This is a genomic window from Streptomyces sp. MJM8645, from assembly GCF_001625365.1.
GTDB lineage: Bacteria > Actinomycetota > Actinomycetes > Streptomycetales > Streptomycetaceae > Kitasatospora.
This window is the reverse complement of record NZ_LJJF01000001.1, coordinates 919,577-942,801: the sequence shown is the minus strand read 5'-3', so window position 1 is coordinate 942,801 and position 23,225 is coordinate 919,577. Positions and strand designations below refer to the sequence as shown.

24 protein-coding genes are annotated in these 23,225 nt (G+C 73.9%); 12 read left to right on the top strand and 12 right to left on the bottom strand.

The features are described from left to right. Positions 1-77 precede the first annotated feature (77 nt). Positions 78-1,604, top strand: coding sequence for a M1 family metallopeptidase (locus A6F73_RS03680; protein WP_063350917.1), 1,527 nt, complete (start codon positions 78-80; stop codon positions 1,602-1,604). 101 nt (positions 1,605-1,705) lie between these two features. Here A6F73_RS03680 and A6F73_RS03675 read toward each other — a convergent pair whose 3' ends face one another. The 3 genes from A6F73_RS03675 to A6F73_RS03665 all read right to left on the bottom strand — a co-directional run bounded on the left by A6F73_RS03675 (position 1,706) and on the right by A6F73_RS03665 (position 5,141). Continuing rightward, positions 1,706-2,566 carry an AAC(3) family N-acetyltransferase gene (locus A6F73_RS03675; protein ID WP_079135404.1) on the bottom strand — a complete coding sequence of 287 codons (861 nt, stop codon included), beginning with the start codon at positions 2,564-2,566 and terminating at the stop codon, positions 1,706-1,708. A 142-nt stretch (positions 2,567-2,708) separates the two neighbouring features. Beyond that, a complete protein-coding gene (locus A6F73_RS03670) occupies positions 2,709-3,683 on the bottom strand; it encodes an NAD-dependent epimerase/dehydratase family protein (protein ID WP_063346425.1) in 975 nt (324 codons plus the stop codon). 108 nt (positions 3,684-3,791) lie between these two features. Next, the gene (locus A6F73_RS03665; protein ID WP_063346424.1) at positions 3,792-5,141 is read right to left on the bottom strand and encodes a condensation domain-containing protein; all 1,350 of its coding nucleotides are present in this window, start codon (positions 5,139-5,141) and stop codon (positions 3,792-3,794) included. A gap of 230 nt (positions 5,142-5,371) precedes the next feature. On the opposite strand from A6F73_RS03665, the gene A6F73_RS03660 reads away from it, so the two are divergent. After that, positions 5,372-6,646: an MFS transporter gene (locus A6F73_RS03660; RefSeq protein WP_244293275.1), complete on the top strand. Its 1,275-nt coding sequence runs from the start codon at positions 5,372-5,374 to the stop codon at positions 6,644-6,646. A 96-nt stretch (positions 6,647-6,742) separates the two neighbouring features. Here A6F73_RS03660 and A6F73_RS03655 read toward each other — a convergent pair whose 3' ends face one another. Next, positions 6,743-7,585: a class I SAM-dependent methyltransferase gene (locus tag A6F73_RS03655; RefSeq protein ID WP_063346423.1), complete on the bottom strand. Its 843-nt coding sequence runs from the start codon at positions 7,583-7,585 to the stop codon at positions 6,743-6,745. Between the two features lie 338 nt (positions 7,586-7,923). On the opposite strand from A6F73_RS03655, the gene A6F73_RS03650 reads away from it, so the two are divergent. After that, the gene (locus tag A6F73_RS03650; protein ID WP_107453004.1) at positions 7,924-8,430 is read left to right on the top strand and encodes a DinB family protein; all 507 of its coding nucleotides are present in this window, start codon (positions 7,924-7,926) and stop codon (positions 8,428-8,430) included. A 48-nt stretch (positions 8,431-8,478) separates the two neighbouring features. On the opposite strand, the gene A6F73_RS03645 is transcribed toward A6F73_RS03650, so the two are convergent. Continuing rightward, a complete protein-coding gene (locus tag A6F73_RS03645) occupies positions 8,479-8,973 on the bottom strand; it encodes a hypothetical protein (RefSeq protein WP_063346422.1) in 495 nt (164 codons plus the stop codon). 183 nt (positions 8,974-9,156) lie between these two features. Then, positions 9,157-10,770, bottom strand: a complete 1,614-nt coding sequence (locus tag A6F73_RS03640) for a CehA/McbA family metallohydrolase (protein WP_063346421.1) — start codon at positions 10,768-10,770, stop codon at positions 9,157-9,159. Between the two features lie 199 nt (positions 10,771-10,969). Between A6F73_RS03640 and A6F73_RS03635 the strand changes: the two genes are divergently transcribed. Beyond that, positions 10,970-11,911, top strand: coding sequence for a polysaccharide deacetylase family protein (locus A6F73_RS03635; protein ID WP_063346420.1), 942 nt, complete (start codon positions 10,970-10,972; stop codon positions 11,909-11,911). Between the two features lie 25 nt (positions 11,912-11,936). Here the strand turns inward: A6F73_RS03635 and A6F73_RS03630 are convergent, their stop codons facing one another. Next, positions 11,937-12,320, bottom strand: a complete 384-nt coding sequence (locus tag A6F73_RS03630; RefSeq protein ID WP_063346419.1) for a barstar family protein — start codon at positions 12,318-12,320, stop codon at positions 11,937-11,939. Positions 12,321-12,361: 41 nt separating this feature from the next. Further along, a complete protein-coding gene (locus A6F73_RS03625) occupies positions 12,362-13,015 on the bottom strand; it encodes a 4'-phosphopantetheinyl transferase superfamily protein (RefSeq protein ID WP_063346418.1) in 654 nt (217 codons plus the stop codon). Between the two features lie 303 nt (positions 13,016-13,318). Between A6F73_RS03625 and A6F73_RS03620 the strand changes: the two genes are divergently transcribed. Then, the gene (locus A6F73_RS03620; RefSeq protein WP_079136189.1) at positions 13,319-13,477 is read left to right on the top strand and encodes an SDR family oxidoreductase; all 159 of its coding nucleotides are present in this window, start codon (positions 13,319-13,321) and stop codon (positions 13,475-13,477) included. A 25-nt stretch (positions 13,478-13,502) separates the two neighbouring features. Continuing rightward, positions 13,503-14,312 carry an SMP-30/gluconolactonase/LRE family protein gene (locus A6F73_RS03615; RefSeq protein WP_063346416.1) on the top strand — a complete coding sequence of 270 codons (810 nt, stop codon included), beginning with the start codon at positions 13,503-13,505 and terminating at the stop codon, positions 14,310-14,312. Positions 14,313-14,340: 28 nt separating this feature from the next. Here A6F73_RS03615 and A6F73_RS03610 read toward each other — a convergent pair whose 3' ends face one another. Then, the gene (locus A6F73_RS03610) at positions 14,341-14,541 is read right to left on the bottom strand and encodes a hypothetical protein (RefSeq protein ID WP_063346415.1); all 201 of its coding nucleotides are present in this window, start codon (positions 14,539-14,541) and stop codon (positions 14,341-14,343) included. Between the two features lie 261 nt (positions 14,542-14,802). Between A6F73_RS03610 and A6F73_RS03605 the strand changes: the two genes are divergently transcribed. After that, a complete protein-coding gene (locus tag A6F73_RS03605; RefSeq protein ID WP_063346414.1) occupies positions 14,803-15,288 on the top strand; it encodes a cysteine/serine endopeptidase inhibitor in 486 nt (161 codons plus the stop codon). A 93-nt stretch (positions 15,289-15,381) separates the two neighbouring features. Here the strand turns inward: A6F73_RS03605 and A6F73_RS03600 are convergent, their stop codons facing one another. Both A6F73_RS03600 and A6F73_RS03595 read right to left on the bottom strand, forming a co-directional pair. After that, positions 15,382-16,536 carry a serine hydrolase domain-containing protein gene (locus A6F73_RS03600; protein WP_063346413.1) on the bottom strand — a complete coding sequence of 385 codons (1,155 nt, stop codon included), beginning with the start codon at positions 16,534-16,536 and terminating at the stop codon, positions 15,382-15,384. A gap of 168 nt (positions 16,537-16,704) precedes the next feature. Next, entirely contained in the window at positions 16,705-17,223 is a 519-nt protein-coding gene (locus A6F73_RS03595; RefSeq protein WP_063346412.1) for an NUDIX hydrolase, read from the bottom strand. Between the two features lie 354 nt (positions 17,224-17,577). Here A6F73_RS03595 and A6F73_RS03590 point away from each other — a divergent pair, with 354 nt between their 5' ends. From A6F73_RS03590 to A6F73_RS38995, 5 genes are all read left to right on the top strand, one after another. Further along, positions 17,578-18,966 (top strand): FAD-binding oxidoreductase, encoded by a 1,389-nt coding sequence (locus A6F73_RS03590; RefSeq protein ID WP_063350913.1) that lies wholly within the window; start codon positions 17,578-17,580, stop codon positions 18,964-18,966. A 159-nt stretch (positions 18,967-19,125) separates the two neighbouring features. Beyond that, complete coding sequence (locus A6F73_RS03585; RefSeq protein ID WP_063346411.1) at positions 19,126-20,094, top strand: DUF6528 family protein; 969 nt, start codon at positions 19,126-19,128, stop codon at positions 20,092-20,094. Positions 20,095-20,346: 252 nt separating this feature from the next. Continuing rightward, positions 20,347-20,682, top strand: coding sequence for a hypothetical protein (locus A6F73_RS03580; protein WP_063346410.1), 336 nt, complete (start codon positions 20,347-20,349; stop codon positions 20,680-20,682). Beyond that, on the top strand, positions 20,679-21,251 hold the full coding sequence (locus A6F73_RS03575; protein WP_063346409.1) for a thioesterase family protein: 573 nt from the start codon (positions 20,679-20,681) through the stop codon (positions 21,249-21,251). The genes A6F73_RS03580 and A6F73_RS03575 overlap by 4 nt, the downstream gene beginning before the upstream one ends. 349 nt (positions 21,252-21,600) lie before the next feature. Continuing rightward, on the top strand, positions 21,601-22,077 hold the full coding sequence (locus A6F73_RS38995) for a DUF2267 domain-containing protein (RefSeq protein ID WP_079135401.1): 477 nt from the start codon (positions 21,601-21,603) through the stop codon (positions 22,075-22,077). On the opposite strand, the gene manA is transcribed toward A6F73_RS38995, so the two are convergent. Continuing rightward, positions 21,960-23,219 (bottom strand): mannose-6-phosphate isomerase, class I, encoded by a 1,260-nt coding sequence (gene manA / locus A6F73_RS03565; RefSeq protein ID WP_063346407.1) that lies wholly within the window; start codon positions 23,217-23,219, stop codon positions 21,960-21,962. The two genes, A6F73_RS38995 and manA, sit on opposite strands and share 118 nt — an antisense overlap. Positions 23,220-23,225: the final 6 nt, after the last annotated feature.

Here is a 23,225-nt window from a genome sequence, read left to right as displayed (position 1 = left end):
ACAATTGGGGAGTGGACCGGGAGCCACCGGGACATGGATCGATCCGACCCATCGTCCCAGTGACCCTGGAGGACCACGTGCGCAAGAGGCTGATCGTCTCTGCTGCCAGCGCCCTGAGCCTGTTCCTGGCCGTCCCCGCCTCGGCGGCCGACTTCCAACCCGGCGCGGCCGGCATCGGAGACCCGTACTACCCGACCTACGGGAACGGCGGGTACCGCGTCTCGCACTACGACATCCGGCTGAAATACCAGCCCGCCACCGACGAACTGGAGGGCACCACCACCATCCTCGCCACGGCGACCGAGAACCTCTCCCGCTTCAACCTGGACTTCGCGCTGAACGTCCAGGAGGTCCGGGTCAACGGACGTCCGGCGACCTTCGCCACCAGCGGGGAGCAGGAGCTGGAGGTCACGCCCGCCCGGCCGCTCGCCAAGGGCAGCCAGGCCACCGTGGTGGTCCGCTACAAGGGCGTCCCGTCCACCGTGAAGAAGTACGGCTTCACCGCCTGGCTGCGCACGCCGGACGGCGCGGTGGCCGCCGGTGAGCCCGAGTCGGCGTGGTGGTGGTTCCCGAGCAACGACCACCCGAGCGACAAGGCCACCTTCGACGTCTCGGTCCAGGTGCCGGACGGCAACCAGGTGATCAGCAACGGCATCCTGGCCGGCGCCGTCTCGCAGGCCGGCTGGACCCGCTACAGCTGGCGCGAGAACAAGCCGCAGGCGACCTACCTGGCCACCCTCGCGGTCGGCAAGTTCGACGTCACGACCGACAGCACACCGAGCGGGCTGCCCGTCTACAACGCGTACAGCAAGGACCTCGGCGAGAACACCGACGCGGCCAAGGCCAGCGTCGAGCGCACCGGCGAGATCGTCGACTGGCTGAGCGGCTACTTCGGCGACTACCCGTTCAGCTCGGTCGGTGGCTACGTGCCCAACGTCAAGACCGGCTTCGCGCTGGAGACCCAGACCCGGGTCTTCTACAGCCCCCGGCAGTTCGCGCGCGGCTCCAACACCTCCGTCGTCGTGCACGAGCTGGCCCACCAGTGGTACGGCGACAGCGTCTCGGTCTCGCACTGGAGCGACATCTGGCTGAACGAGGGCTTCGCCCGGTACTCGCAGTTCCTCTGGTCCGAGCACGAGGACGAGGGCACGGCGCAGGAACTCGCCGACTACGTCTACGCCTCGCACCCGGCCGACGACCCCTTCTGGACCGTCAAGCCGGGCGACCCGGGAGCCGCCAACCAGTTCGCGAACGCCGTCTACGACCGGGGCGCGGTGGCCATCCAGGCGCTGCGCAACGCCGTCGGGGACGACAAGTTCTTCCAGATCCTGAAGGGCTGGCCCACCGAGCGCCGCTACGGCAACGCCTCCGTCCCGGAGTTCCAGGCGTACGCGGAGAAGGTCTCCGGGAAGAAGCTCGGGGACCTCTTCGCCACCTGGCTGTTCACGGCCTCGAAGCCGGCCGTCGGGCCGGCGCCGGCCGCAGCGGCGGCCTCGCTCGCGCCGGGTGCGGGCGCGGGACAGGCCGACGGGCAGCTGCCGGCGGAACCGAAGTCCTGGAAGAAGATCCAGGAGACCAACTCGCTGCACGACGAGGAGCGTTGATCTCTGGGTGGGTTGAGCCCCCGGATGTGACCCGGTGATCCGATGACCTGGTGACGGGCGTGGTCCGGTCGGCCGCTTGAGGAAGCGGGCGGTCGATCGGGCTACGCCGCTCCGGGGCCGTCCGCCGCCAGCAGTTCGGTGAGGCGGCGGACGGCGAAGGGTATGAGCTCCCGGACCGGGATCAGCCGGCAGGGCGCGTTGCCGACCAGCACCTCGTGGATGCCCGCCCGCTCCTCGAACTCCTTTCCCACGACCGGGAAGTGGGTGTCGTTGTCGTCGCCCACGTCGGGCGCCTCGATCCAGACCCGCTCGCCCTGGATCGCCATCGGGAAGCGCCGGAGCTTGAGGCGGCGGTTGGGCGCGAAGGTCTCGGCGTAGTGCAGGAAGGTGTTGCGGTTGTGCCCGACACCGATCAGCAGCACGTACCCGCCGAGGTCGTGCAGCGCGCCGAAGGGCGACTCGCGGCCGACCGCGAAGCCCAGCGAGCGGCGGGCGGTGACCTCACGGGCGTGCGCCCCGACCGCGGCGACCGAGGCCTGCGGATGCGTGCTGCGCAGGCTCTCCGGCAGCGCGCGCAGCGCCTCCGGCACGGCGCCCATCGGGGAGGGGAGCCCGGGGTGGAACAGCGGGACGGCGGCGCGCCGTTCGGCGACCTCGGGGCTCGGCAGGCCGGTGTGCTCCGGTGCCGGGTCCCGGACGACGGCGGTGGTGAAGGTGGGCACCGCGACCGTGCCGCCGGGCCCGACCGCCTCGCGCAGGCTGGCCACCACGGCCGCGGCGCCGCCGTCGACCCGGCCGAGGCTGGAGAGCGAGGAGTGCACGATCATCGCCATGCCCTCGCGGACGCCCACCCGCCGCCAGCCGTCGACGAGATCGGCGGTGCTGAGCGGTGCGTCGAGCGGTGCGTCGAGCGGGGTGGTGCGCGGGCCGGCGCTGTGCGCGGTGGTGCGGTGCGCGGTCATGGTGCCCCCTGGCGGTGCTGTGCAGGTGCTGGTGGGATCGTTCGGGGCCGACCATAGCGCGTGACACTGACAACCGGTCAGGACGGGGTGCCCGTCCGGCAGTCCGTCCTGACCGGTCGTGCTGTGTGGGGTCGGCGGTCGTTCAGGGCCTCGGCCCCGTCGCTTCGGCCAGCACCCGGGCCTCCTGCTCGGGCGTGAAGCCGTGGCCGAGGGGCGGTTCGCCGCGCTCGCGGTCCCAGGCGAGCACGTCGGCGGCGGTGACCGCGAGCGGGGTCGCCGGCAGCCCGGCCGCTCTGGCCCGGGCGGCGCTGCGCTGCTGTCCGGTCCAGAGCGGCGCGGCCCTGACCAGCGGGAAGAACGGCGGCGGCGCGCTCTCCGGCGGCACCGGGACGACCTCCACCTCGGCGCCCGCGACCTCGGCGCAGGTGGCGATCAGCCCGCCCAGCGTGGTCGGTTCGGCCGGGCCGACGGCGTGGAAGGCGCCCGCCCGGCCGTCCTGGAGCAGCCGGACCACCAGCCGGGCCAGGTCGCGCACGTCGACCACCTGGACGGGCTGCTCCGGCCTCCCCGGCAGCGCGATCCGCCCGCCTCGGGCGGCCCGGCGCGCCCAGTAGGTGAGCCCGCGCTGCTCGTCGTGGGGGCCGGCCACCTTTCCGGGGCGCACGATCGTCGCCCGGTCTCCGTAGCGGGCGGTGACGTCGTCCTCGCAGGCGACCTTGAGCCGGCCGTACGTCTCCTCGGTGAGCTGCTCGGCGTCGAGCAGGGGTGCGCGGCGCGGGGCGGACTCGTCCGAGCCGGGGGCGAGGCCGGCGCGCTCGTACACCGCGTGGCTGGAGATGAACAGGTAGCGGCCGACCCGGTCGCCGAGCGCGTCCATGGCCTGGCCGACCTGGCGGGGGCGGTAGCCGCTGACGTCCACCACCGCGTCCCAGCGGCCGCCGCGCAGGGCGGCGTAGTCGCCGGTGTCGCGGTCGCCGATCAGGTGGGCGGCGGCGGGGAAGAGGCCGGGGTTGGTCCGGCCGCGGGTGAACAGGGCGACCTCGGCGCCGCCGCGCAGGGCGTCGTCGGCGATCGCGCGGCCGACGAAGGAGGTGCCGCCGAGGAGGAGGATCCGCATGGGCCCAGCGTAGCGGCGGGGCCAACGGGCCCGGGGGGAGCGGCGGGTGGCGGGGAGGCGCCGGAGGGCGCCGCGTGGTGCACGGTGCCCTCCGGTCTCGGGGCACGGCTAGGTTGCTTCGAGGGTGCGGGCCTCGGTGAGGATCAACTCCTCGATCCCGTACAGGAAGCGCTCCATCGCCGGACGCGGGAGCACCGCGGGGTCGGCCGTCATGGTCAGGCTCAGTGCGCCCGGGGACTGCAGTGCGTCCAGGGCGTAGGTCAGGCCGGGGCGGGGCTCGAACTCCACCGGCCAGGTCAGGGTGGTCTCCTCGCCCGTCCCGGTGTCGGGGGAGGCGGTGACCATCTCGCGGGTGTCGTTGAAGATGCAGGACCGGTCCGCGAGCGGGACGCCCTCGGCGGCGAGCCGCCCGATCTCGGCCTGCAGTCGCAGCTTGTCGTAGTAGGCGTGGCGGTAGGCGCCGATCGCGGCGGCGTTCGTGCGCCGGACGACGTCCCTGAACTCGGCGGTGGCGTCCGGGAGGTGGAACAGCCCGTCGCCCGCGACCACGCTCACCGCGTTGGTCAGTTCGGGCAGGAAGCGGTTGTTCACCACGACGTTCAGCACCGCCTCCGTCGAGCCCGACAGCCGGGCCGTCATCGCCGCCGTCGCCGCCAGCAGCACCGAGGAGGACGTCACCCGGTGGGCGGCCGCCACCTGGTCCACCGCGCGGGGCAGCGCGGGCGAGCGCAGGACGGCGTTCGGGAACCTGGCGCCCGGCGTGGCCGGCTCGCCGGGCGGGGGGAACAGCCGGGCCGGGGCCAGCCGGAGCTTGCGCAGGAACTGTTTGCGGGCGCCCTCGTCCCGCCGCCGACCGCGCTCGGAGGCCTGGAACTCCGCCTCCTCCAGCGGCTGTTGGGCGGGCTCGCGGATCTTGGCCAGTTCGTCCGGCGAGGTGCCCTGGCAGAGCGCGGTCAGGTCGGCCACCAGGCGGTTCATCCCCGTGCCGTCCACCGCGGTGTGCGAGAGCACCAGGCTCACGTACCGGGCCGACCCGCCCGCCTCCACCACGCCGACCCGGATCGGCCACTGGGTGGCGGTGTCGAACGGCAGTGCCGCCAGCTCCTCGTGCAGCCGCGCGCCCGCCTCGGCCGGATCGGCCGGCTCCGCGCAGTGCCGTACCTCCACCTCCAACCGGCCCTCGGCGTCGACCACTTGGTGTAACCGGCCGGCCTCGCCCGGCACCAGGCGGGTGTGCAGCGAGTCGTGCAGGTGGAGCAGCCCCTCCAGGCCGGCGAGCAGGGCGGGCAGCGGCAGCCCGGGGTCGAGCGGCGCCGCCGCGGCGATGTTGTAGCGCGGCGCGTCGGCCGGGGTGAGCCGGCTCAGGACGTCCCAGATGGCCTGTTGGCCCCAGGTGGCAGGGCCGGACCCGGCCCGGCCGGACGAGAAGGCGATCTCCAGCAGTTGACGAGTGGTCACCGTGTGGCTCTCCGATGTGGCGGTGGATCGTGACGTCGTGCCGGTGCGTTGGGAGCGCGGATGCTGCTGGGGAGAGTGTGGCGCACCGCCCGCCCGCCGTCGAGGTCCGAGGTTCGGGGCCCGGCGGGTGTGCGGCCGGGGCTTCCGCATCTATCTCGACGTGAAGTATCTTGATGTCGAGATTGATGTCGATCATGCAACGGGGGCCTGCCATGCGGGGGAACGGACTGATGGCGCAGCTGCGGAAGCCGCCGGGCGGGCGCGACGCGCGGATCATGCTGCTGGCGCAGTGCGTCGACCGGACCGGGAGCGGGGTGTGGGCGGCGGCCTCGGTGCTGTACTTCACCTACGTGTGCGGGATGGACGCCCGGCAGCTCGGCGTGCTGCTGGGCGTGGGCGCGGCGGCGGGGATCGCCGGGTCCCCGCTCGCCGGGCGGGCGGCCGAACGGCTGCCGGTGCGGTGGCTGCTGATCGGGTGCCACCTGCTGCGGATCGGGACGATGGGCCTGCTGCTGGTCGTCGACGACTTCGCCACGCTGCTCCCCGCCGTCGCCCTGACCTGCCTGGCCGAACGGGCGGCCAAGACCCTGGAGATGCTGTTCGCCACCCGGATCGCGGGCGAGCGGCGCGGCACGTACCAGGCGCTGTTCCGCAGCGTGGCCAACGCCGGGTACGCGCTCGGCGCGGGCATCGCGGCGATCGGCCTGGCGATGGGCACCACGAACGCCTACCGCGCGCTGATCGTGGCCAACGCACTCTCCTTCGCCTTCGCCGCCGTCCTGGTCTGGCGCACCCGGGAGCCGGCCGGGCGCGGCCTGGTCGCGGCGGCCTCCGGGGAGGAGCCGGCCGCCGCCCCGGCGGCAGCTCCGAGCCCCTGGCGCGACCGGGGCTACCTGCTGTTCGTCGCGCTGGACATGCCGCTGAACCTGGACGACTCGATCCTCAACGTCGGCCTGCCGCTCTGGCTCGTCCACCACACCGGCGCGCCGCACGCCGTCGTCCCGGTCTTCCTGATCCTCAACACGGTGCTCGTGGTGCTCCTGCAACTGCGCGTCTCGGCGCGGGCGCAGGGCCCGCACGGGGCGGCCGCGGCGGTGGGCTGGTACGGCCTGACGTTGCTCGGCTGCTGCCTGCTGACCGCGCTCGCCACCGGCGGCGGGCCGTGGACGGCCTCGCTCGCGCTGCTGGCCGCGGCGATGCTCGTCACGCTGGCGGAGCTGATGCGCTCGGTGAGCTCCTGGGAGCTGGCGGTCGTCCTGGCGCCCCCAGGGGCCCAAGCCTCCTACCTGGGGGTGGCCGGGATGGCCCAGTCGGTGCAGAAGTCGGTGGGCCCGCTGCTGCTCACCGGCGTGGTGATGACGGCCGGTCCGGCCGGCTGGCTGGCCCTCGGCGCGGCGACCGTAGGCCTCGGCGCGCTCCAGCGCCGGGCCAGCCTGCGCCGGCTGGCGGCCCTGGCCGGCCCGGCGGCCGAGCCGTCGCCGCGGGTGGGGGCGGCGGTCGGCTGATCCGGCGCGTCGCGGCCGCCGGGCGCCCGCCGGGCCTGGCGCGGACGGCGGAGGGGGCGTCAGGGCCCCGCGACGTACCGGGGGCAGGACGGCTCGTCAGATCGGCTGGCGGGCCGTTTCCGCCGGCCCGGGCCGGGTGGCGGTGACGACGTGGTAGTCGAGGAGGCCGCTGCGCCAGGCGGGGAGGAAGTTGCGGCTCCAGTGACCGGGAGGGACGGCGTCGGTGAGGTAGCGGTCGAGGCCGGGCCAGACGGCGTCGCCGATGGACTCGGTGGTGATGGTGGTGAAGCCGGCCGCGGTGAGGTCGCTGGTGAAGGCGGCGAGGGGGTGGGGGACGTCGAGGCCGTCGGCGAAGCTGGCGAGGAGGATGCTCAGGCGCTCGGTGATGTCCGGTCCGGCGGCGGCGAAGAAGGTGGTCACGACGAGCCGGCCGCCCGGGCGTAGGACGCGGGCGGTCTCGCGGGCGAAGCCGGTGAGTTCGCGGAAGTGCTGGGCGGCCTCGACCGAGTAGGCGCCGTCCAGGGAGCCGTCGGCGAAGGGGAGTTGGTTGGCCGATCCGAAGGTGTAGGCCAGCCGATCGGGGTAGGTGGCCAGGGCTTTGGCGTTGACGGCGCGGGCGCGCTCGATCTGGTCGGGGTGGATGTCGACGCCGGTCACGCCCCCGAACCGGAACTCGCGCAGGGCGAGCGCCGCGCCGAGCCCGCGCCCGCAGCCGACCTCGGCCAGCCGCAGCCGCTCACGTGGCTCCGCGAACTCCCGCAGGACCCGGCGGTAGAGCTGTTCCTGGCTGTGGACCCGGTCCTCGGTCGTCGGGGCGGTGAGGTCCATGTCCTGCCAGTAGCCGAAGTTGATGAATCCACCGGCGAAGCTCGCGGCCTGGGACAGATCGCCGGCACCGTAGGTCCGGCGTACGGGGGCGGGGATGTGGTCGTGGCTCATGATGGTCGGTCTCCCGGTGTGTGATGTACCCGGTCTCGGCGGTGGAGTGACGACCCCGGACCGGGGACGCTGAACGTGCTGCGTGACGATGTGGCGGCGCTGTGACCGGCACCGCGGTGCTCGGCGCCCGTCGGGCGCGCCGAGGTACGTACCCAAACCGGTGGTGATCCGAACACGGTACGTGATGGACCCCGGTCCGGGGCGGGAAAGGGGCGCGGAGGTGGCCCGGGGGGCTCAGAACACCGCCGCACTACCGGGGGCGGCTACCGGGCGCGGACGGCCGGTTCGCTACAGTCCGCGAGGATTCCCGAGGGTTTGAGGAGAGCGACACCGTGAACATCCCTGACCAGCGCCCCGCACCGCCGCTCAGCGGCGGCGAGCGCGAGATGCTGCGCGGCTTCCTGGACTTCCACCGGGCGACCCTCGCCCTGAAGTGCGAGGGCCTCACCGACGAGCAGCTGCGCCGGCGCTCCAGCCCGCCGTCCACCCTGACCCTGCTCGGGCTGGTCCGGCACATGGCGGAGGTGGAGCGCACCTGGTTCCGCAGGGTGATCGACGGCGAGGACGTCCCGCTGGTCTGGTCGCCGGACGGCGACTTCCAGGCCGCGTACGACGCCACCGGCGCCACCCGGGCCGAGGCCTTCGCCGTCTGGCAGGCCGAGGTCGAACACGCGCGCCGCATCGAGCGCGCCGCCGAGACCCTCGACGTCACCGGCTACCAGGCCCGGTGGGACGCCGACGTGTCGCTGCGGCTGGTGATGCTGCACCTGATCCACGAGTACGCCCGGCACAACGGGCACGCCGACTTCCTGCGGGAGGCGATCGACGGGGTGGTGGGGGCGTAGCCGTGCGCGCCGGGTGCCCGGGGCCGGGGCCTCGGGCACCCCGCGGGGTCACCAGCCGAGCAGGTGGGTGCGGCGGGTGAGGGCGGCGAGGATGGACTCGGCGGCGCCGACGGGGGTGAGGGAGCTGGTGTCCAGGGTGTGCGGGCCGGGGACGGCGCCCGGAGTGGGCTGGAGGACGACGAGGTGGAGGGCGGCGCCGGTGGTGCGGCTCTCGCGGCGGAAGGTGTCCAGGGTGGGCGGGGCGGCCGGGCACTCGACGATGACCTGGTAGCCGCCGGTCGCGTAGGCGAAGGCGGCCTGCGCGGCGGCGGCGAGGGCGGTGGTGTTCTGCCGCTCGGCCTCGGGGAGGTGCGGCGGGAGCTGGCCGCGCCGGATGACCCGCAGGAAGTCGTGCGCACGCAGGTGGACGCTCGGGTGCAGCTCCTCCGCGAGCCGGCTCGCGACCGGGCTCTGGCCGGCCCCGGCCGGGTCGACGAGGACGAGGACGCCGCCGGCGCCCCGGCCGCCCCCGAGCTCCGGCCCACCTACGGTCGTACGGTTCACAGCTGCTGATCCCTTCGCGGGCCGGGGACGGACGGGTAGCCGGGGCGAGGCGGTCGGAGTGCGGAAGGGCCGGCCGGCCCGGATACGGACAGCCGACCGCCTCGTCCCTACGACTGGTGCTTTCGGGGATCAACCTAGTCCACGCCGGTGCCCCGAGTCGTCCCCACTCCTGCTCCGGACGCCTCAGCGGTCCTCGACGCGCAGCACGATCGGGTTGGTGAGGGCCGCCATCGGACCCCAGGGGAGGTCCGGGCCCATCGCGTTGCCCTTGCCGGGCGACCCGTCCGGCTTCGGGTGGCGGACCTCGGCCCGGACGTAGGCGGCGAGCGAGGCGGTGGTGCGCCAGACCACCGTGCCGGAGCCGTCGGCGGGCAGTGACTCCTGGTGCAGCTGGCCCTCGTCGGTGAGGAGGCGGACCGTCCCGCCGGGGACGCCGGAGACGGTGAGCCGGACGTCCAGCGGGGCGTCCGCCGGGACGGCCAGCTCCTCGCCGATGCCGACCCGGCGGCCGTGCCCGGTGACGGTGAACTCCAGCTGGACGGCGGCGGATTCGGTGAGCCAGCTGCGCCCGTCGCGCAGCCCGTCGAGGATCGCGTCCCGGGTGAGGTCCTCGGCCAGGACGACGTTGTGCGGGGAGCCGATGACCTGCGGGGCGCTGTGCGCGTCGCTGTTGCCCAGGGCGGGCAGCCAGGAACGGCCCTCGCGCAGGGCGACGGCGAGCCGGCCGTCCCAGGTGTCGACCGCGGACTCGTCGTCGTACGTCCAGGGCCCGTTCCACACCTCGACGCCGTCGGCCTGCTCGTAGCCGAACTTCCACTGGCAGGCGACGTACGGGCAGTACGGGTGCGCGGGCACCACCAGGCCGCCGGCGCGATGGACCTGACGGACGAAGCGCGGGTACTCCTCGTCGCGGGAGCGGTAGCGCCAGTCGACGAACTGGCCCGCTTCGAGGCCGAGGGCCAGCCAGTGGCCGTTGCGGGTGGTGATCTCCTCGCCCGGGATGATCAGCAGGTCGGGGCCGGCCAGCGGGCCCCAGACCGCGTGCGAGGAGCTGGTGTTGTGGTCGGTGGAGACGATGAAGTCCAGGCCGGCCGCGCGGGCGCCGGCGGCCACCTCCTCCGGGAGGCGCCGGCCGTCGGAGTGCACGGTGTGCAGGTGGCAGTCGCCCCGGTACCAGGCGCGGCCGCGGCCGCGGGCCCGCTCGGACGGGTAGTGCGGGGCGAACGCCGGCCCGGGGGCGCCGAACCGGAGGGTGACCTGCACGTGGTAGTCCAGCCCCTGCGGCGCGATCTGGTAGGGGCCGAGGGCGAGGTGCCAGGTGCCCGGGTTGATCGGGCCGGGGAGGTAGCCGGGGGTCGCGGCGTCGCGGGCGAGGCTGAACTCGGTGCGGAAACCGCCGGACCAGCCGCGGAAGCCGGGGCCGCCGAGGTCGGTGCCGCGTTCGTCGAAGATGCCGATGTCGCAGGAGTTGCCGGGGGTGCCGGCCGGGACCGGGGGCTTGTCGTAGCCGTAGCTGACGGCGATCTCGCGGACGCCGGCGGGGACTTCGACGGGGAGGTAGACGAAGTCGGGGGCGCCGGTGGGGAGGTGGCCGGTGAGGGTGAGGGTCCGTTCGGTGCCGGGGGCGCTGGGGGCGCTGGGGGTGCCCGGGGTGCCCGGGGTGGCGGGGGCGCCGGGTGCGGAGGCGGCGGCGGGGGTGGTCGCGGTGAGGCCGAGGGCGGCGGCGGCTCCGGTGGTGAGGCCGGTGCGGAGGAGGTCGCGGCGGGCGGGGCGTGGGGTGTCGTGGTCGGCGGGCATCGGGTCCTCCGGGTCGGGGCGGGCGGGTCCGTTCGGCTCCTTACCCGTGGTGGTGAATCAGGGGTGAGCCGGGGCCCACGGGCGGGGGGCGGGTCGGTGAAGGGGGTCGGCGTCGGCCGGGTCGGCGAGTTGCGGGCGATGACGATTAGTCCGTTCATATTCATAACGAGCGGATCGGGTCATCGCGGAGGAGACGGGTGTGGCACTGAGTCGGCGGGCGCTGCTGGCGGCGGTGGCCGGGAGCACGCTGGCGGGGTGCGGGTCCTCGGCGGGCGGCGGGGCGGCGGCCCCGGAAGCCCCGGAGGCCTCCGCTTCGGCCGCAGAGGTCTCCGGGGCCTCCGGGGCCTCGGCGATATCGGAGGCGACGCCGTCGGAGCCCCCGACGACGGCCCCGCCCGCCCCGCCCGCCCCGACCGCTGCGACCGCGAGCCGGGAGCCGACCCGGGCCGAGCTGATCGCCCGGTACGTCGGCACCGCGCCGAAGGAGTGGGGGATGGAGGTCACCGGGGTGACCACCAAGCTGCCCGCCGGCGAGAGCGCGACGGCGCTCACCTTCGACGCCTGCGGCGGCCCCGGCGGGAACGGGTACGACGCCGACCTGATCGACTTCCTGCGGAAACGTTCCGTCCCCGCCACGCTCTTCCTGAACGCCCGCTGGATCGACGCCAACCCGGACGTGTTCAAGCAGCTTGCCGCCGATCCGCTCTTCGAGATCGGCAACCACGGCACCGTCCACCGCCCGCTCTCGGTCACCGGCCGCTCCGCCTACGGCATCGCCGGCACCGGTGGCGTCGGCGAGGTGTACGACGAGGTCGCGGGCAACGCGCACAAGCTCGCCGGGCTGCTCGGCCACCCGGTGCGGTTCTTCCGCTCCGGCACCGCGCACTACGACGACGTCGCCGCCCGGGTGGTCGCCGACCTGGGGGAACGCGCCGCGGGCTTCACGGTGAACGGCGACGGCGGGGCGACGCTCAGCGCCGCCGAGGTGCGGCAGGAGCTCGCGGCGGCCCCGCCGGGGGCGATCGTGATCTGCCACATGAACCACCCGGGCGGCGGCACCGCCCCCGGGGTGGTGGCGGCGGTGCCGGGGCTGCTGGCGGCGGGGCGGCGCTTCGTCCGGCTGTCGGACGTGCTGCGGTGAGGTGCGGGGGCGGCGCGTTGCGGCGTTAGGCCAGTCGGAGGCCTCCCGGGTGCTCCTCCTCGATGATCCGGACCAGCCAGTCGAACACCGTCGGCCCCTTGCCGGCCCGGGCGGCGGCGAGGTCGGCGCGGACGTGCTCGCGGTTGGCGGGGTGGCAGTGGGCCAGCCGCAGTTCCAGCTGGCGGACCGTCTCCGGGTAGCCGAGGTTGCGGCGGGAGACCGCGTGGTCGCGCCACTCGATCAGGTAGTCGCCGTCCTCGGGGGTGCCGTAGCCGCCGCGCAGGCAGTCGGCGAAGGCGTCGAGGTTCCGGCCGAAGTAGCCGTCGCTGCCGATGGTCTCACCGACCACGTCCCAGAAGTCGTCCAGCGTGTGGATCCGGGTGCCAGCTATCACATAGGTCACGGTCACGGGGTCGAGGATATGCCGAGTGCGGTCGTCGGTGCGCCGGACTACCGGGCGACCGCGATGGCGGTGGCGAGCAGCCCGTCACCGACGGCCCAGCGGCCCTCGAAGCCCTCGATGCGGCGGCCGTTGACGTTCGGGCCGGGGACCAGCAGGCGGGCGGTGAAGGAGCCGTCGGGGGAGAGGACCAGGTCGGCCTCGCTGAAGTCCAGGAACTGCTCGGTGAGCGGGAACCACGCCTTGTACACGGACTCCTTGGCGCTGAACAGGATGCGGTCCCACGGGGTGCCGGGGTGCTCGGCGAGCAGGTCGACGATCCGCTTCCCCTCCTCGGGCAGCGCGATGACGTCCAGGACGTCGTCCGGGAGCGGCAGGGCGGGCTCGGCGTCGATGCCGACCGAGGCGAGGTCGCCGGAGCGGGCGACGGCCGCCGCTCGGAAGCCCTCGCAGTGGGTGAGGCTGCCGACGACGCCGTCGGGCCAGCTCGGGGCACCGCGCAGGCCGGGGACCAGCGGGCGGTAGGGGATGCCGAGGCGGTTGAGGGCGGTGCGGGCGCAGTGGCGGACGGTGGTGAACTCCCGGCGGCGCTTGGCCACCGCCTGGACGACGGCGGCCTCCTCGGCCGGTTCCAGCCGGGCCTCCGGCGGGTCGTCGTAGGACACCTCGGTCACGACGGCGTCCGGCAGCAGGTCCCCGATCACACGCTCCCCCTCGGTCGGTGCGCGGACGGCCGCCGCGCGGATCGAGCCTAACCCGGGTGGGGGCGGTCCCGGCGGGCCTTCCGGGGAAGATCCACCAGGGCCACCAACACGCCGGGGCCACCAACACGCCAGGGCCACCGGGCAGGTAGGTGACGGAGTGCAGGCCGCCGGTGCAGCGGAGGGAGCGGTGGCGCTCGTACACCGGCCAGGACACCGGGGACTTGCGGTCGACGTCGACGCCGATGCCCTGGAAGGGGGGCCGTGCCGATCAGTTGGTGGACGGATCCGCAGCCGAGCGCCGCGATGCTACGGTCGTCCCCACTGGGGCGGTTCGGCAGTGCGGCCGAGGTCGCGCGGGTGGTCGGCTTCCTGGCGGGTGAGGAATCCTCGTTCATCAGTGGTGCCTGCCTTGCCGTGGACGGCGGAATGACCGCGATGCTGCCCGAAGCCCTGCTGCGCTGACACCTTGTTCGAGGAGGGCCCCGCTGTGCGTGCCGAACCGGTCGCCGACACACCGTACCTGGAGCTGGGCGAGGGCCCGCTGTGGGACCAGTCCGCGCAACTGCTGCGCTGGATCGGCATCCCCGACCGGCGGGTGCTCACCCTGGACCCGGCCTCGGGCGCGATCAGCTCGGTCGAACTCGACGTCACCCCCGGCACCTTGATGCCGTACGGCGACGGCGGACTGATGCTCGCCACCGAGCGCGGCTTCGAACGGCTCGACCCGGCCACCGGCCGCACCACGCTGGTCGCCGCCGTCGAAGCCGACCGCCAGGACCGCCGGATGAACGACGGCAAGACCGACCCGTACGGCCGGCCGGTCGCCGGCTCGATGGGGCGGGGGGAGCCGCGCGAGCCAGGATCGCTGTACCGGCTGGAGCGCGACGGCGGCGTCCGGGCGATCCTCGACGGGCTCGACATCCCCAACGGCCTCGCCTGGCCGGAGCCCGACCGGCTCTGGCACATCGACACCACCACGCGCCGCATCGCCCTCTACCCCTATCCCGAGCACGGCCCCCTCGGCGAGCGGATCCGCACGCTCGACGTCTCCCACCTGCCGGGTTACCCGGACGGCATGACGCTCGACGCCGACGGCAACCTGTGGGTGGCGTTCTGGGACGGCTGGGCGGTCCGGTGCCTCTCGCCGGAGGGTGAGGTGCTGGCGTCGGTCGAGCTGCCGGTGCCGCGCGTCACCAGTTGCGCCTTCGGCGGGCCGGACGGGCGGACGCTCTACATCACGTCCGCCCGGTCCGACCAACAGCCGCTCTCCGGCGGCCTGTTCAGCGTCCGGGTGTGAGGGGGCCGGTTTTGAAGGGTCCGCGTCCCTACTGCCCGAGCAGGCGGGCGAAGTCCAGCCCGAGGCTGCCGAGCACCGGCAGCGCGCCGAGGTCGGTGACGGCGCCGACGGGGATGCTGTAGCCCTGGTTCACGGCGCGGGGTACGGGCACGGGTGCGGCGTTGGCGGGTGCGGCGGCGGCCGGGATCAGGGCGGCGCCGAGGAGCAGTGCGGCGAGTGCGGTGCGCATGGGGCGGGGCCTCCGGGGGTGGGCGTGGTGGCCTGTCAACACCCTGCGGCGCGGTGCGGTCACGTATCTTCGCCCCTTCGGCCGTATTGGTAAAGATTCCTGACTTGTGTTCATGTCAACATGGCGGCGGTCTGGACCACACCGCCGTCGGGCGCATACGTTCTCTTCACTCGGACGGGCATCGGGCGGTCTCGCTGAATCCCCCTGCGGCTTCGGCGACTTCTGCCTGTCATGTCCATGGCTAAAGAACCGGAGGGAACCATGCGCGCCATCAGCAAGAACCTCAGGATCCTCGCGGGCGCCCCGCTCGCGGCCGCCGCCCTCATCGCCCTCACCGCCGGCACCGCCAGCGCGGCGATACCGATCAACACGCCCATGGCCGGCAAGGCCACCTACTACAACGACGCCGGCTACGGCGCCTGCGGCACCCAGATCAACGCCTCCAACCAGATGCTCGTCGCGGTCTCCCACACCTGGTGGACCAGCGCCAACCCCAACAACGACCCCCTGTGTCAGGGCATTTCGGTCAAGGTCAGCTACCAGGGCAAGACCGTCACCGTCCCCGTCCGGGACAAGTGCCCCTCCTGCGACGCCAGCCACCTCGACCTCAGCCAGCCCGCCTTCGCCCAGCTGGCCCCGCTCGGCCAGGGCGTCATCAACGGCCTCACCTGGCAGTTCGTCAAGGCCGGCCTGAACGGCAAGACCGTCGAACTCTCCGAGCCCATCACCGGATCCACCATCGGCTGAGACCGCGGATGAGCGACCGTGCCCGCCCCGTGACGCGGGGGCGGGCACGGTCGTCGCCCGGGGTCCGCTCTCGCGTGTGAGTGCCTGACCGCCTCAGCGGCAGAGCGCGGCGTCGACGGCGTCGGCGACGCGCTGCTTGACATCGGCAGAGGGCAGGGTGGTGACGGCGATGTCGGCGGCGCGACCGTCCTCGGTGACACCACCGCGGGTCGCGTAGCCCGGGAGCGTGCCGCCGTGGCCCCAGTACACGCCGCCGCAGGACAGCGGGCGGCTGGCGAGCCCCAGCCCGTACCGGCCGCCGGGGCCCATGTACTCGGCGGGGACGGTGATCTGCATCTGGGCGAGCTGGGCCGGGGCCAGCAACTCGCCGCCGAGCAGGGCACGGAAGAAGCGGTTGAGGTCGCTGTTCGTGGAGACCAGGGCGCCGGCCGTCCAGGCCCAGGACATGTCCTGCTCGGTGACGTCCAGCGGCTGGTCACCGGGCTTCTCGGTGACGTAGCCGTGCGGGTGGCGCTCGTGCACCGTCATGTCGCCCTGGGCGGGGAAGTACGTGTGGCGCAGGCCGATGCGGTCGATGACCCGCCGGGTGATCTCCTCGCCGGCGGGCCGCCCGGTGACCTTCTGGATGATCAGACCGGCGATCAGGTAGCCCGTGTTGCAGTACTTCCAGCCCGTGCCGGGCTCGAAGTCGGGCTTCTGGGCGAGCGCGAGGTCGAGCAGATCGCGGGGCTCGTGGTACTGGGAGAGGCTCTGGTCGGGCAGGAAGTGGGTGTAGTCGGGCAGGCCGCTGGTGTGCTGGAGGATCTGGCGGACGGTGATCTTCCGCCCGTCGATCTCGCCGCCTGCGCCGGTGCCGCGCACGAGACCCGGCAGGTAGGTGTCGAGGGAGGCCTCCAGATCGACCTTGCCCTCGGCGACGAGCTGCAGGACGACGACGGCCGTGAAGGACTTGGTGTTGCTGCCCGCCCGGACCTGCCCGTCCACGGGCACCGCCGCGCCGGTGGCCAGATCGCCCACCCCGGCCGTGTAGGTGCGGGTGTGCCCGTTCCGGTCCCGCACGGTGGCCAGCGCGCCGGGCACACCATCCTGCCGGACCAGCGCGTCGAGCCGCTGCTGGACGACGTCGGCTCGGGGGCCCGCCGCCTGGGCCGCCGGCGCGGCGGCCACGCCGAACAGCAGGACGCCTGCGGCGACGGCCGCTGCGCTGAGCCGGAACGGTCGAATCCTGTACGGCGTGGACGGGTTCACGGAGCGTCTCCTCTCGCCGGGCCGACGCGCCCGGGACCACCAGGGCACCACGCGGCACCGGCGACGGTCGTCCGCGCGCAGGAGGAGCGCGGGCCGAAGCCGTGGTCCTGACGGCCTACGACCTGCGGGGTATGAACTGCGATCCGGCCATTGGTGTGTGACGGTGGGTCAGAGTTGCCATGGCTCCGCCCCGTCCCGCAGGTAGCGGGTGCGACCGTCAGAGAGTGCGCGGAGGGCTGCTTGGAGGCGGGTGCGTTGGCGCGCCCGCAGCCGGGCGGCCACCTCGGGTGCTGGGAGGAAGAGTGCTTCGGAGAGTTCGTCGTCATGGGGGCGGACGTTGGCGGCAAGGGCGGGGGCGAGGGTTCCGGCGTCGAAGATGAACGCGATCTGGTCGTCCCAGGGCCCGTGCGGCGCCACCCAGTCCACGACGAGGAGGGCACGGACGGCGATGTCGAGGCCCAACTCCTCCCGCAGCTCCCGCACGGCTGCCTGGTCAGGGGGTTCGTTGGCCTCGGCCATGCCGCCCGGCAGGTCCCAGCCGTCCTTGTAGGTCGGGTTGACGGTCAGGAGACAGCCGCTCACGTCTCGCAGGATGACGTCGGCCGAGACGCGCTTGCGGGCCTGCCTGGCGTTGCCTTCGGAGAGGTAGGCGTTCCAGGCTTCGGTGTCGGTGGGTGCGGGCCTCACGATGAACCTCCCCGAGGTGACGGGATGATGTCGGCGAGTAGCAGGAGCCGGATTCTGCTCGCTTCGTCGAATCGTGCCAGGTACTCACGCACCGGGCCGTACTCCCGGTGCGTGCCCAGAAGATCGCCCAGGCCATCCAGTTGTCGGGCGACGCGAGCTTGGCGAGGCTACGGAGGGTGGGGGCGCGGGTCGCGGAGTTCATGCCGGGGGCGTGCAGCTGGATGTGGGTGCTGGAGCTGTTGGTGGTCTGACAGGGTGGCTGGCCGGGCGGGGGGATCTTGGCAGTGTGGGGGTGTTCCGGCGTGACCGGTGCGGCGTAGCGTCCGGGCAGGTCGGCGACGGGTGTGGGAGGTTCTGGTGGCGGTCAACGGCGAGGTGTCGTTCTGGTACGCGGCGAGTGGGTTGCCGGAGCCGGGGCCGGCGTTGCCCGGGAGCGCGGATGTGGACGTGTGCATCGTCGGCGGCGGGTACACCGGGCTGTGGACGGCGTACTACCTGAAGAAGGCGGAGCCGTCGCTGCGGATCGCGGTGCTGGAACGCCGGTTCTGCGGCTACGGCGCCTCGGGGCGCAACGGCGGGTGGCTGTACAACGGCTTCGCGGGCCGGGGCGCGTTCGCGAAGCGGTACGGCCCGGGTGCGGCGGCGGCGATGCAGCGGGCGATGGACGAGGCGGTCGGGGAGGTCGTGGACGTTGCCGCCGCCGAGCGGATCGACGCGCACATCGTGCGCGGCGGGGTGCTCGAAGTCGCCAGGAACAGAGCCCAGTTGGAGCGGCTCAAGGCCTTCGCCGCCGCCGAGCGGGCGTACGGCGAGGGTCGCGTCGAGCTGCTGGGCGCGAAGGAGGCCGCCGACCGGATCGCCGTCGCGGGCGCCCTCGGCGGTACCTGGACGCCGTACGGTGCGCGGATCCAACCGGCCGCGCTGGTACGCGGGTTGGCGCGGGTGGTGCGGGACCTCGGGGTGGCGGTGCACGAGGGGACGGCGGTGACGGCGATCCTGCCGGGCACCGCGTACGCCCGGCCGCGCGCGGTGACGCCGCAGGGCACGGTGACCGCCGAGTACGTGCTGCGCGCGACCGAGGGCTTCACGGCCGGCCTGCGCGGCGAGCGGCGGACCTGGCTGCCGATGAACTCGGCGATGATCGCCACCGAGCCGCTGCCGCCCGCCTTCTGGGCGGACGCGGGCTGGCAGGGCCGCGAGGTGCTGGGCGACTTCGCGCACGCCTACATGTACGCGCAGCGCACCGCGGACGACCGGATCGCACTGGGCGGCCGGGGTGTGCCGTACCGGTTCGGCTCGCGGACGGACGCCGACGGCGGCACCCAGGTGGAGACCGTGCGCCAGCTCCGGCAGATCCTGAACCGCTTCTTCCCGGCGGCCGCGAGCGCCCGGATCGACCACGCCTGGGCGGGCGTGCTCGGCGTGCCCCGGGACTGGTGCGCCACGGTGGAGCTGGACCGTGCGAGTGGTCTCGGCTGGGCGGGCGGGTACGTCGGCAGCGGGGTGACCACGACGAACCTGGCGGGCCGGACCCTGCGCGACCTGGTCCTCGGGCGGGACACCGGGCTGACCGGGCTGCCCTGGGTGGGCCACACCGTGCGCCGCTGGGAGCCCGAGCCGCTGCGCTGGATCGGGGTGCACGCGATGTACGCGGCCTACCACGCGGCGGACCGCCAGGAGGCGGGCGGACGGGCCGCCACCTCGCCGATCGCCCGCGTCGCGGACGTCGTCTCCGGGAGGTAGCGGCGCGGGCGGTGGCGAGCGCGGTCGGACGGCGGCGAGCACGCCGGACGGTGGCGATCACGGTGGCGGATCCGCCACCCCGGATCCGCCACCGTGATCGCCACGGCCGTTCGGACGCTCCACCGTGCAAAGCGGCCCGGGAGCAAGCACGGTGGGGGCGTGCTGAGGAGAAGGCTGGCGGCCCTGTGCGCCCTGTGCGTCCTGCTGTTCTGCGTGCCGGCGACCGGCGCGCAGGCCAGGTCGCCCGGGTGGGCGGTCGTGGTGGTGGACCAGGAGTCCCGTAGCGTCCTGGTGCTGCAGAGCGCCGAGGAGCTGATGGCCTACCGGGGCCCGGGGCGGCTGCCGGTCGTGTGGGGCTGGAGCGCCGACCGGGCGGCCGGGCTCGCGGACCTGACGCCCGCGCGGAGCTGGACGAATCCGGACGAGGCGAAGAGCCGGGTCCGGCAGGGCCGGCGCTACCTGCTGACCACCGCCTCCGGCGGCCTGGCCGCCGTCGTGGACACCACCACCGGCGCGACGCGCTGGGCGGCGGACCTGGGCGGGGCGGCCAATCCGCACAGCATCGAGCTGCTGCCGGACGGCAACGTCGCGGTCGCGGCGAGCGGTGGCGGGTGGGTGCGGCTGTACGCGGCCTCGCAGGGGCCGCGTGCCACCGCCCACGCCGGCTACCCGCTCCCGGGCGCGCACGGCGTGCACTGGGACGGCCGGACGGGCCTGCTCTGGGTGCTCGGCGACGACGTGCTGACCGCGCTGCGGGTGGGCGGCACCCCGGCGGCGCCCACCCTGACCGCCGTCCGGTCGACGCCGCTGCCCGACCACGGCGGGCACGACCTTGCGCCGGTGCTGGCCGAGCCGGGGCGGTTCTGGGTGAGCACGCTGACCGGCCTGTGGCGGTACGACCCGGCGGCCGACCGCTTCACCGCCGTGCGGCTGGACGGCCCCGCAGCCGTCCGGGACGTGAAGAGCGTCGGGGACGAGCCCGGTACCGGACGGCTGCTGACCGTGGCCCCCGACTACAGCGGGCCGTGCTCCTGGTGTACCTCGGTGATCACCCTGCACCGGCCGGACGGTACGCGGACCCTGCGCGGGACGCATCTCTACAAGGCGAGGTGGTGGGGAGGCTGGTAGCAGATTTGCGACGCGCAGGTGCCGGTTTCGGGGTTCGGGTCGGCGATGCCACCCGTTCTGCCGACGGCATTCGGATGATGGGGCATATTGTGTACCCCGGCAAACTACTCCAATAGAAGTGAGTTTCCCGTCGCCGTCCGTAAACCATCCGTCCACCGTGTCGGCTGGGATAGCGTCGAAGGCGTCGGGGGGCCGACACCGATTCGGTGTATTCGAACACTAGCTACCGGGCCGTAATGGCCGGATTGAGTCATGGAGAAAAACGTGTCGAATTTGATGCCGGAAAACATGCCGGAGAAAATGCCGGACACCGTCGACGACCTGCAACTCGCGGCGGAATCGCTGGCCGCTTTCCCGGCCCGGGGCGCGGCCGGAGGCGCGGATGTCACCGAGCGTCTCGCGGCGGTCGCCGAACTCTGCCGGTCGGTTGACGCGGTGCTCGACAGCCTGGTCGTCCAGGTCGCCGCGGAAGCGGCCGAGGAGGGTTGGACGGCGGCCCGGATGGCGGCGGAACAGTCCGGTTACTACGCCAGGTTGCGCCGGGCACTGCTCCCCGCCGCGACCGGCGCCGGGCTGACGCAGCAGTGAGCGCGCTGCACCTGGGCGTGCACGTGCTGTCCTGCCCCACCCGGTGGAGCGACGTCGACGAGAACGGGCACATCAACAACGCCCGGCTGGTCGGCTACGTCCAGGAGGGGATTTACGACATGTTCTGCCACCACGAGACCGCCGTCCGGGACGCCCTGTTCCCGTCCGGATTCATTATCGCGCGACACGAGATCGATTTTCTGGAGCAGTTGTACCACCGGCCCGAGCCATTGTCGGTGCAGTTGACGGTTGAACGGATCGGGCGGAGTTCCACGCATATCGTGGTGGATGTCTGCCGTGACCCGCACACCTTTATGCGGGCCAGGACCGTGGTGGTCGCGCGGGACCGTGAATCCGGCCGCTCGCGCAAACTCAGTTCGAACGAGCGGCGTTTTCTCGAGGCGTTTATGCCGGACGAGGTGCGGGCCCCCGCCGTGCCGGCTGTGCCCGCTGTGCCCACCGCACCGGCCGTGCCGGTCACGGCGCCGCCGCCGCAGCGGGTGGCGGCCCGCACGGGCGCCGCTCTGCCGCACCGCACCCGCAGACGGTGTCGGGCCTCGGCGGCCTGACACCCGGGCCCCTGGTGGCCCCGCGCCGGGCAGGGCGCGGGCCGGCGACGTGATCGACAACGGCGTCGATCCGTCCGGCCGGTCTCCCTGCCGCCGTGCCGCAGTACGCTGAGCAGCACGGGCACCGGCGAACCCCAGGCGGTCACGGACCGTGACGGCGCAGCCGACCGGACCTCGCCGCCACCAGCCGTCCGCCACGGGCCGTCCGCCACCAGCCGTCCGCCGCCATCGGGCCACCGGGCCACCGGGCCATCGGGCCATCGGATCGTCCGCGCGAGGGCCGGCGGCTCTCGGCCTCCGGCTTCCGGGCGGAGCGCAGCCGGTCCCCGCCGACCGGAAGGAGGACGCGATGACCATCTCCCCGGAGGACTTCCGCGCCCGCGTCGTCGACTGCGGGGAGTACCCGAGCGAGGCGGAGGCGGAGCACGCCATCCGGGTCGTGCTCGCGCTGCTCGGTGAGCACCTGGTCGGGGCCGAACGGGCCGAGCTCGCCGACGCGCTGCCCGAGGCGTACGCCCCGCTGCTGCGCGATGCCGGGCCCGCCGCCGAACCGCTGACCGCCGAGCGCTTCGTGCGCGGTGTGGTCGGCTGGATCGACGGCGCGACCGAGGCGACTGGGCCGTGGGACATCGGGGCCGTGCTCGGCACCCTCGCCGACCTGGCCCCGGGGGAACTGGTCGACCGTGTGGTCGAGCAGCTCCCGGACGGTTACGACCTGCTGTTCGGCCACCCGGTGCCGGCCTGGGCCGGCGCGCCGGTGGTGGCCCGGAACAGCTCCGCACCCCGGCCGGTCAGCTCGACCGGTCCGGCGCCCGGCCGCAGGTAGACGGACGCGCCCCGGGGGAGGTCGAGGTCCGCGAAGCCGGGGGCGTGCAGTCGGGCGCGGCCCTCGGCGCACAGCAGGATCTGCGGGGTGGGCAGCTCGGCGCGGACGGCGGCCGGGCCCGGGCGCAGCCGGGAGAGTCGGAACTCCTCGGCGGGGGAGGGGAATTCGTCCTCGAATCGGTCTCCTGGGAGCGCCGTGAGGACCTGCGGTTCACCGGTGTGGAAGGACGTGACCGCCAGCAGGCCGTCGACGTCGACGTGCTTGGGGGTGAGCCCGCAGCGCAGCACGTTGTCCGAGTTGGCCATCAATTCCACACCCACGCCCCGGAGGTAGGCGTGCGGCACGCCGGCGTCCAGGTAGAGGGCCTGGCCCGCGGCGAGCCGGACGTGGTTGAGCAGCAGCGCGGCGATCAGGCCCGGGTCGCCGGGGTACTGCGCGGCGGCGCGGGCGTAGCCGGCGCAGGCCTCGGCGAACGGGCCGCCATCGGCCGCGAGCCGGTGCAAAGACCGGGTGATGTCGCGGAGTTGGGGGCCGGTGGGCCGGTCCTCGGCCAGGACCCGGCGCAGCAGTGCGGGCAGGACCTCGGCGGCGGGGTGCGCGCGCAGGTCGTCCGCCCAGGGGGCGAGCAGCGGGACGGCGAGCGCGTCCAGCAGCCGGGCCGTGTCGGCGGCCGGGCGGAATCCGCACAGTGCTTCGAAGTCCCCGAGGGCGCAGATGAGTTCGGGCTTGTGCCCGGGGTCCTTGAAGACCCGCTCGGGTGCGTCGAGCGGGACCCCGCGGGCCTCCTCGGCCGCGTACCCGGCCGCCGCCTGGGTCCGGGTCGGGTGGACCTGGAGGGAGAGCGCCCGGTCGGCGGCCAGCACTTTGAACAGGAACGGCAGCGCCGGGCCGAACCGCCCCACGGTGTCCGGCCCGAGCATGGCGTTCGGGTACCGCTGGATGAGTTCGTCCAGCGGCTGCGGCCCGCCGGCACCGTCCGGAGCCAGCAGCTCGGAGGGCGCCGACGGGTGTGCGCCCATCCACAGTTCGGCCTGCGGGGCGCCGGTCGGCGCGGTGCCGGTCAGTGCGGGGATGGCGGTGGGCGAGCCCCACGCGTACGGGCGGACCGGGTTGTGGAGCAGGGCGAAGGGCGGGAGCGACATGGCGCG

What these genes read in the sequence shown, in the direction of transcription:
- A6F73_RS03675 (WP_079135404.1), bottom strand. Translation starts at nt 2,566, where the DNA reads ATGACCGCGCACCGCACCACCGCGCACAGCGCCGGCCCGCGCACCACC.
- A6F73_RS03670 (WP_063346425.1), bottom strand. Translation starts at nt 3,683, where the DNA reads ATGCGGATCCTCCTCCTCGGCGGCACCTCCTTCGTCGGCCGCGCGATC.
- A6F73_RS03660 (WP_244293275.1), top strand. Translation starts at nt 5,372, where the DNA reads ATGGCGCAGCTGCGGAAGCCGCCGGGCGGGCGCGACGCGCGGATCATG.
- A6F73_RS03655 (WP_063346423.1), bottom strand. Translation starts at nt 7,585, where the DNA reads ATGAGCCACGACCACATCCCCGCCCCCGTACGCCGGACCTACGGTGCC.
- A6F73_RS03640 (WP_063346421.1), bottom strand. Translation starts at nt 10,770, where the DNA reads ATGCCCGCCGACCACGACACCCCACGCCCCGCCCGCCGCGACCTCCTC.
- A6F73_RS03620 (WP_079136189.1), top strand. Translation starts at nt 13,319, where the DNA reads ATGCTACGGTCGTCCCCACTGGGGCGGTTCGGCAGTGCGGCCGAGGTC.
- A6F73_RS03610 (WP_063346415.1), bottom strand. Translation starts at nt 14,541, where the DNA reads ATGCGCACCGCACTCGCCGCACTGCTCCTCGGCGCCGCCCTGATCCCG.
- A6F73_RS03605 (WP_063346414.1), top strand. Translation starts at nt 14,803, where the DNA reads ATGCGCGCCATCAGCAAGAACCTCAGGATCCTCGCGGGCGCCCCGCTC.
- A6F73_RS03580 (WP_063346410.1), top strand. Translation starts at nt 20,347, where the DNA reads ATGGAGAAAAACGTGTCGAATTTGATGCCGGAAAACATGCCGGAGAAA.
- A6F73_RS38995 (WP_079135401.1), top strand. Translation starts at nt 21,601, where the DNA reads ATGACCATCTCCCCGGAGGACTTCCGCGCCCGCGTCGTCGACTGCGGG.
- manA (WP_063346407.1), bottom strand. Translation starts at nt 23,219, where the DNA reads ATGTCGCTCCCGCCCTTCGCCCTGCTCCACAACCCGGTCCGCCCGTAC.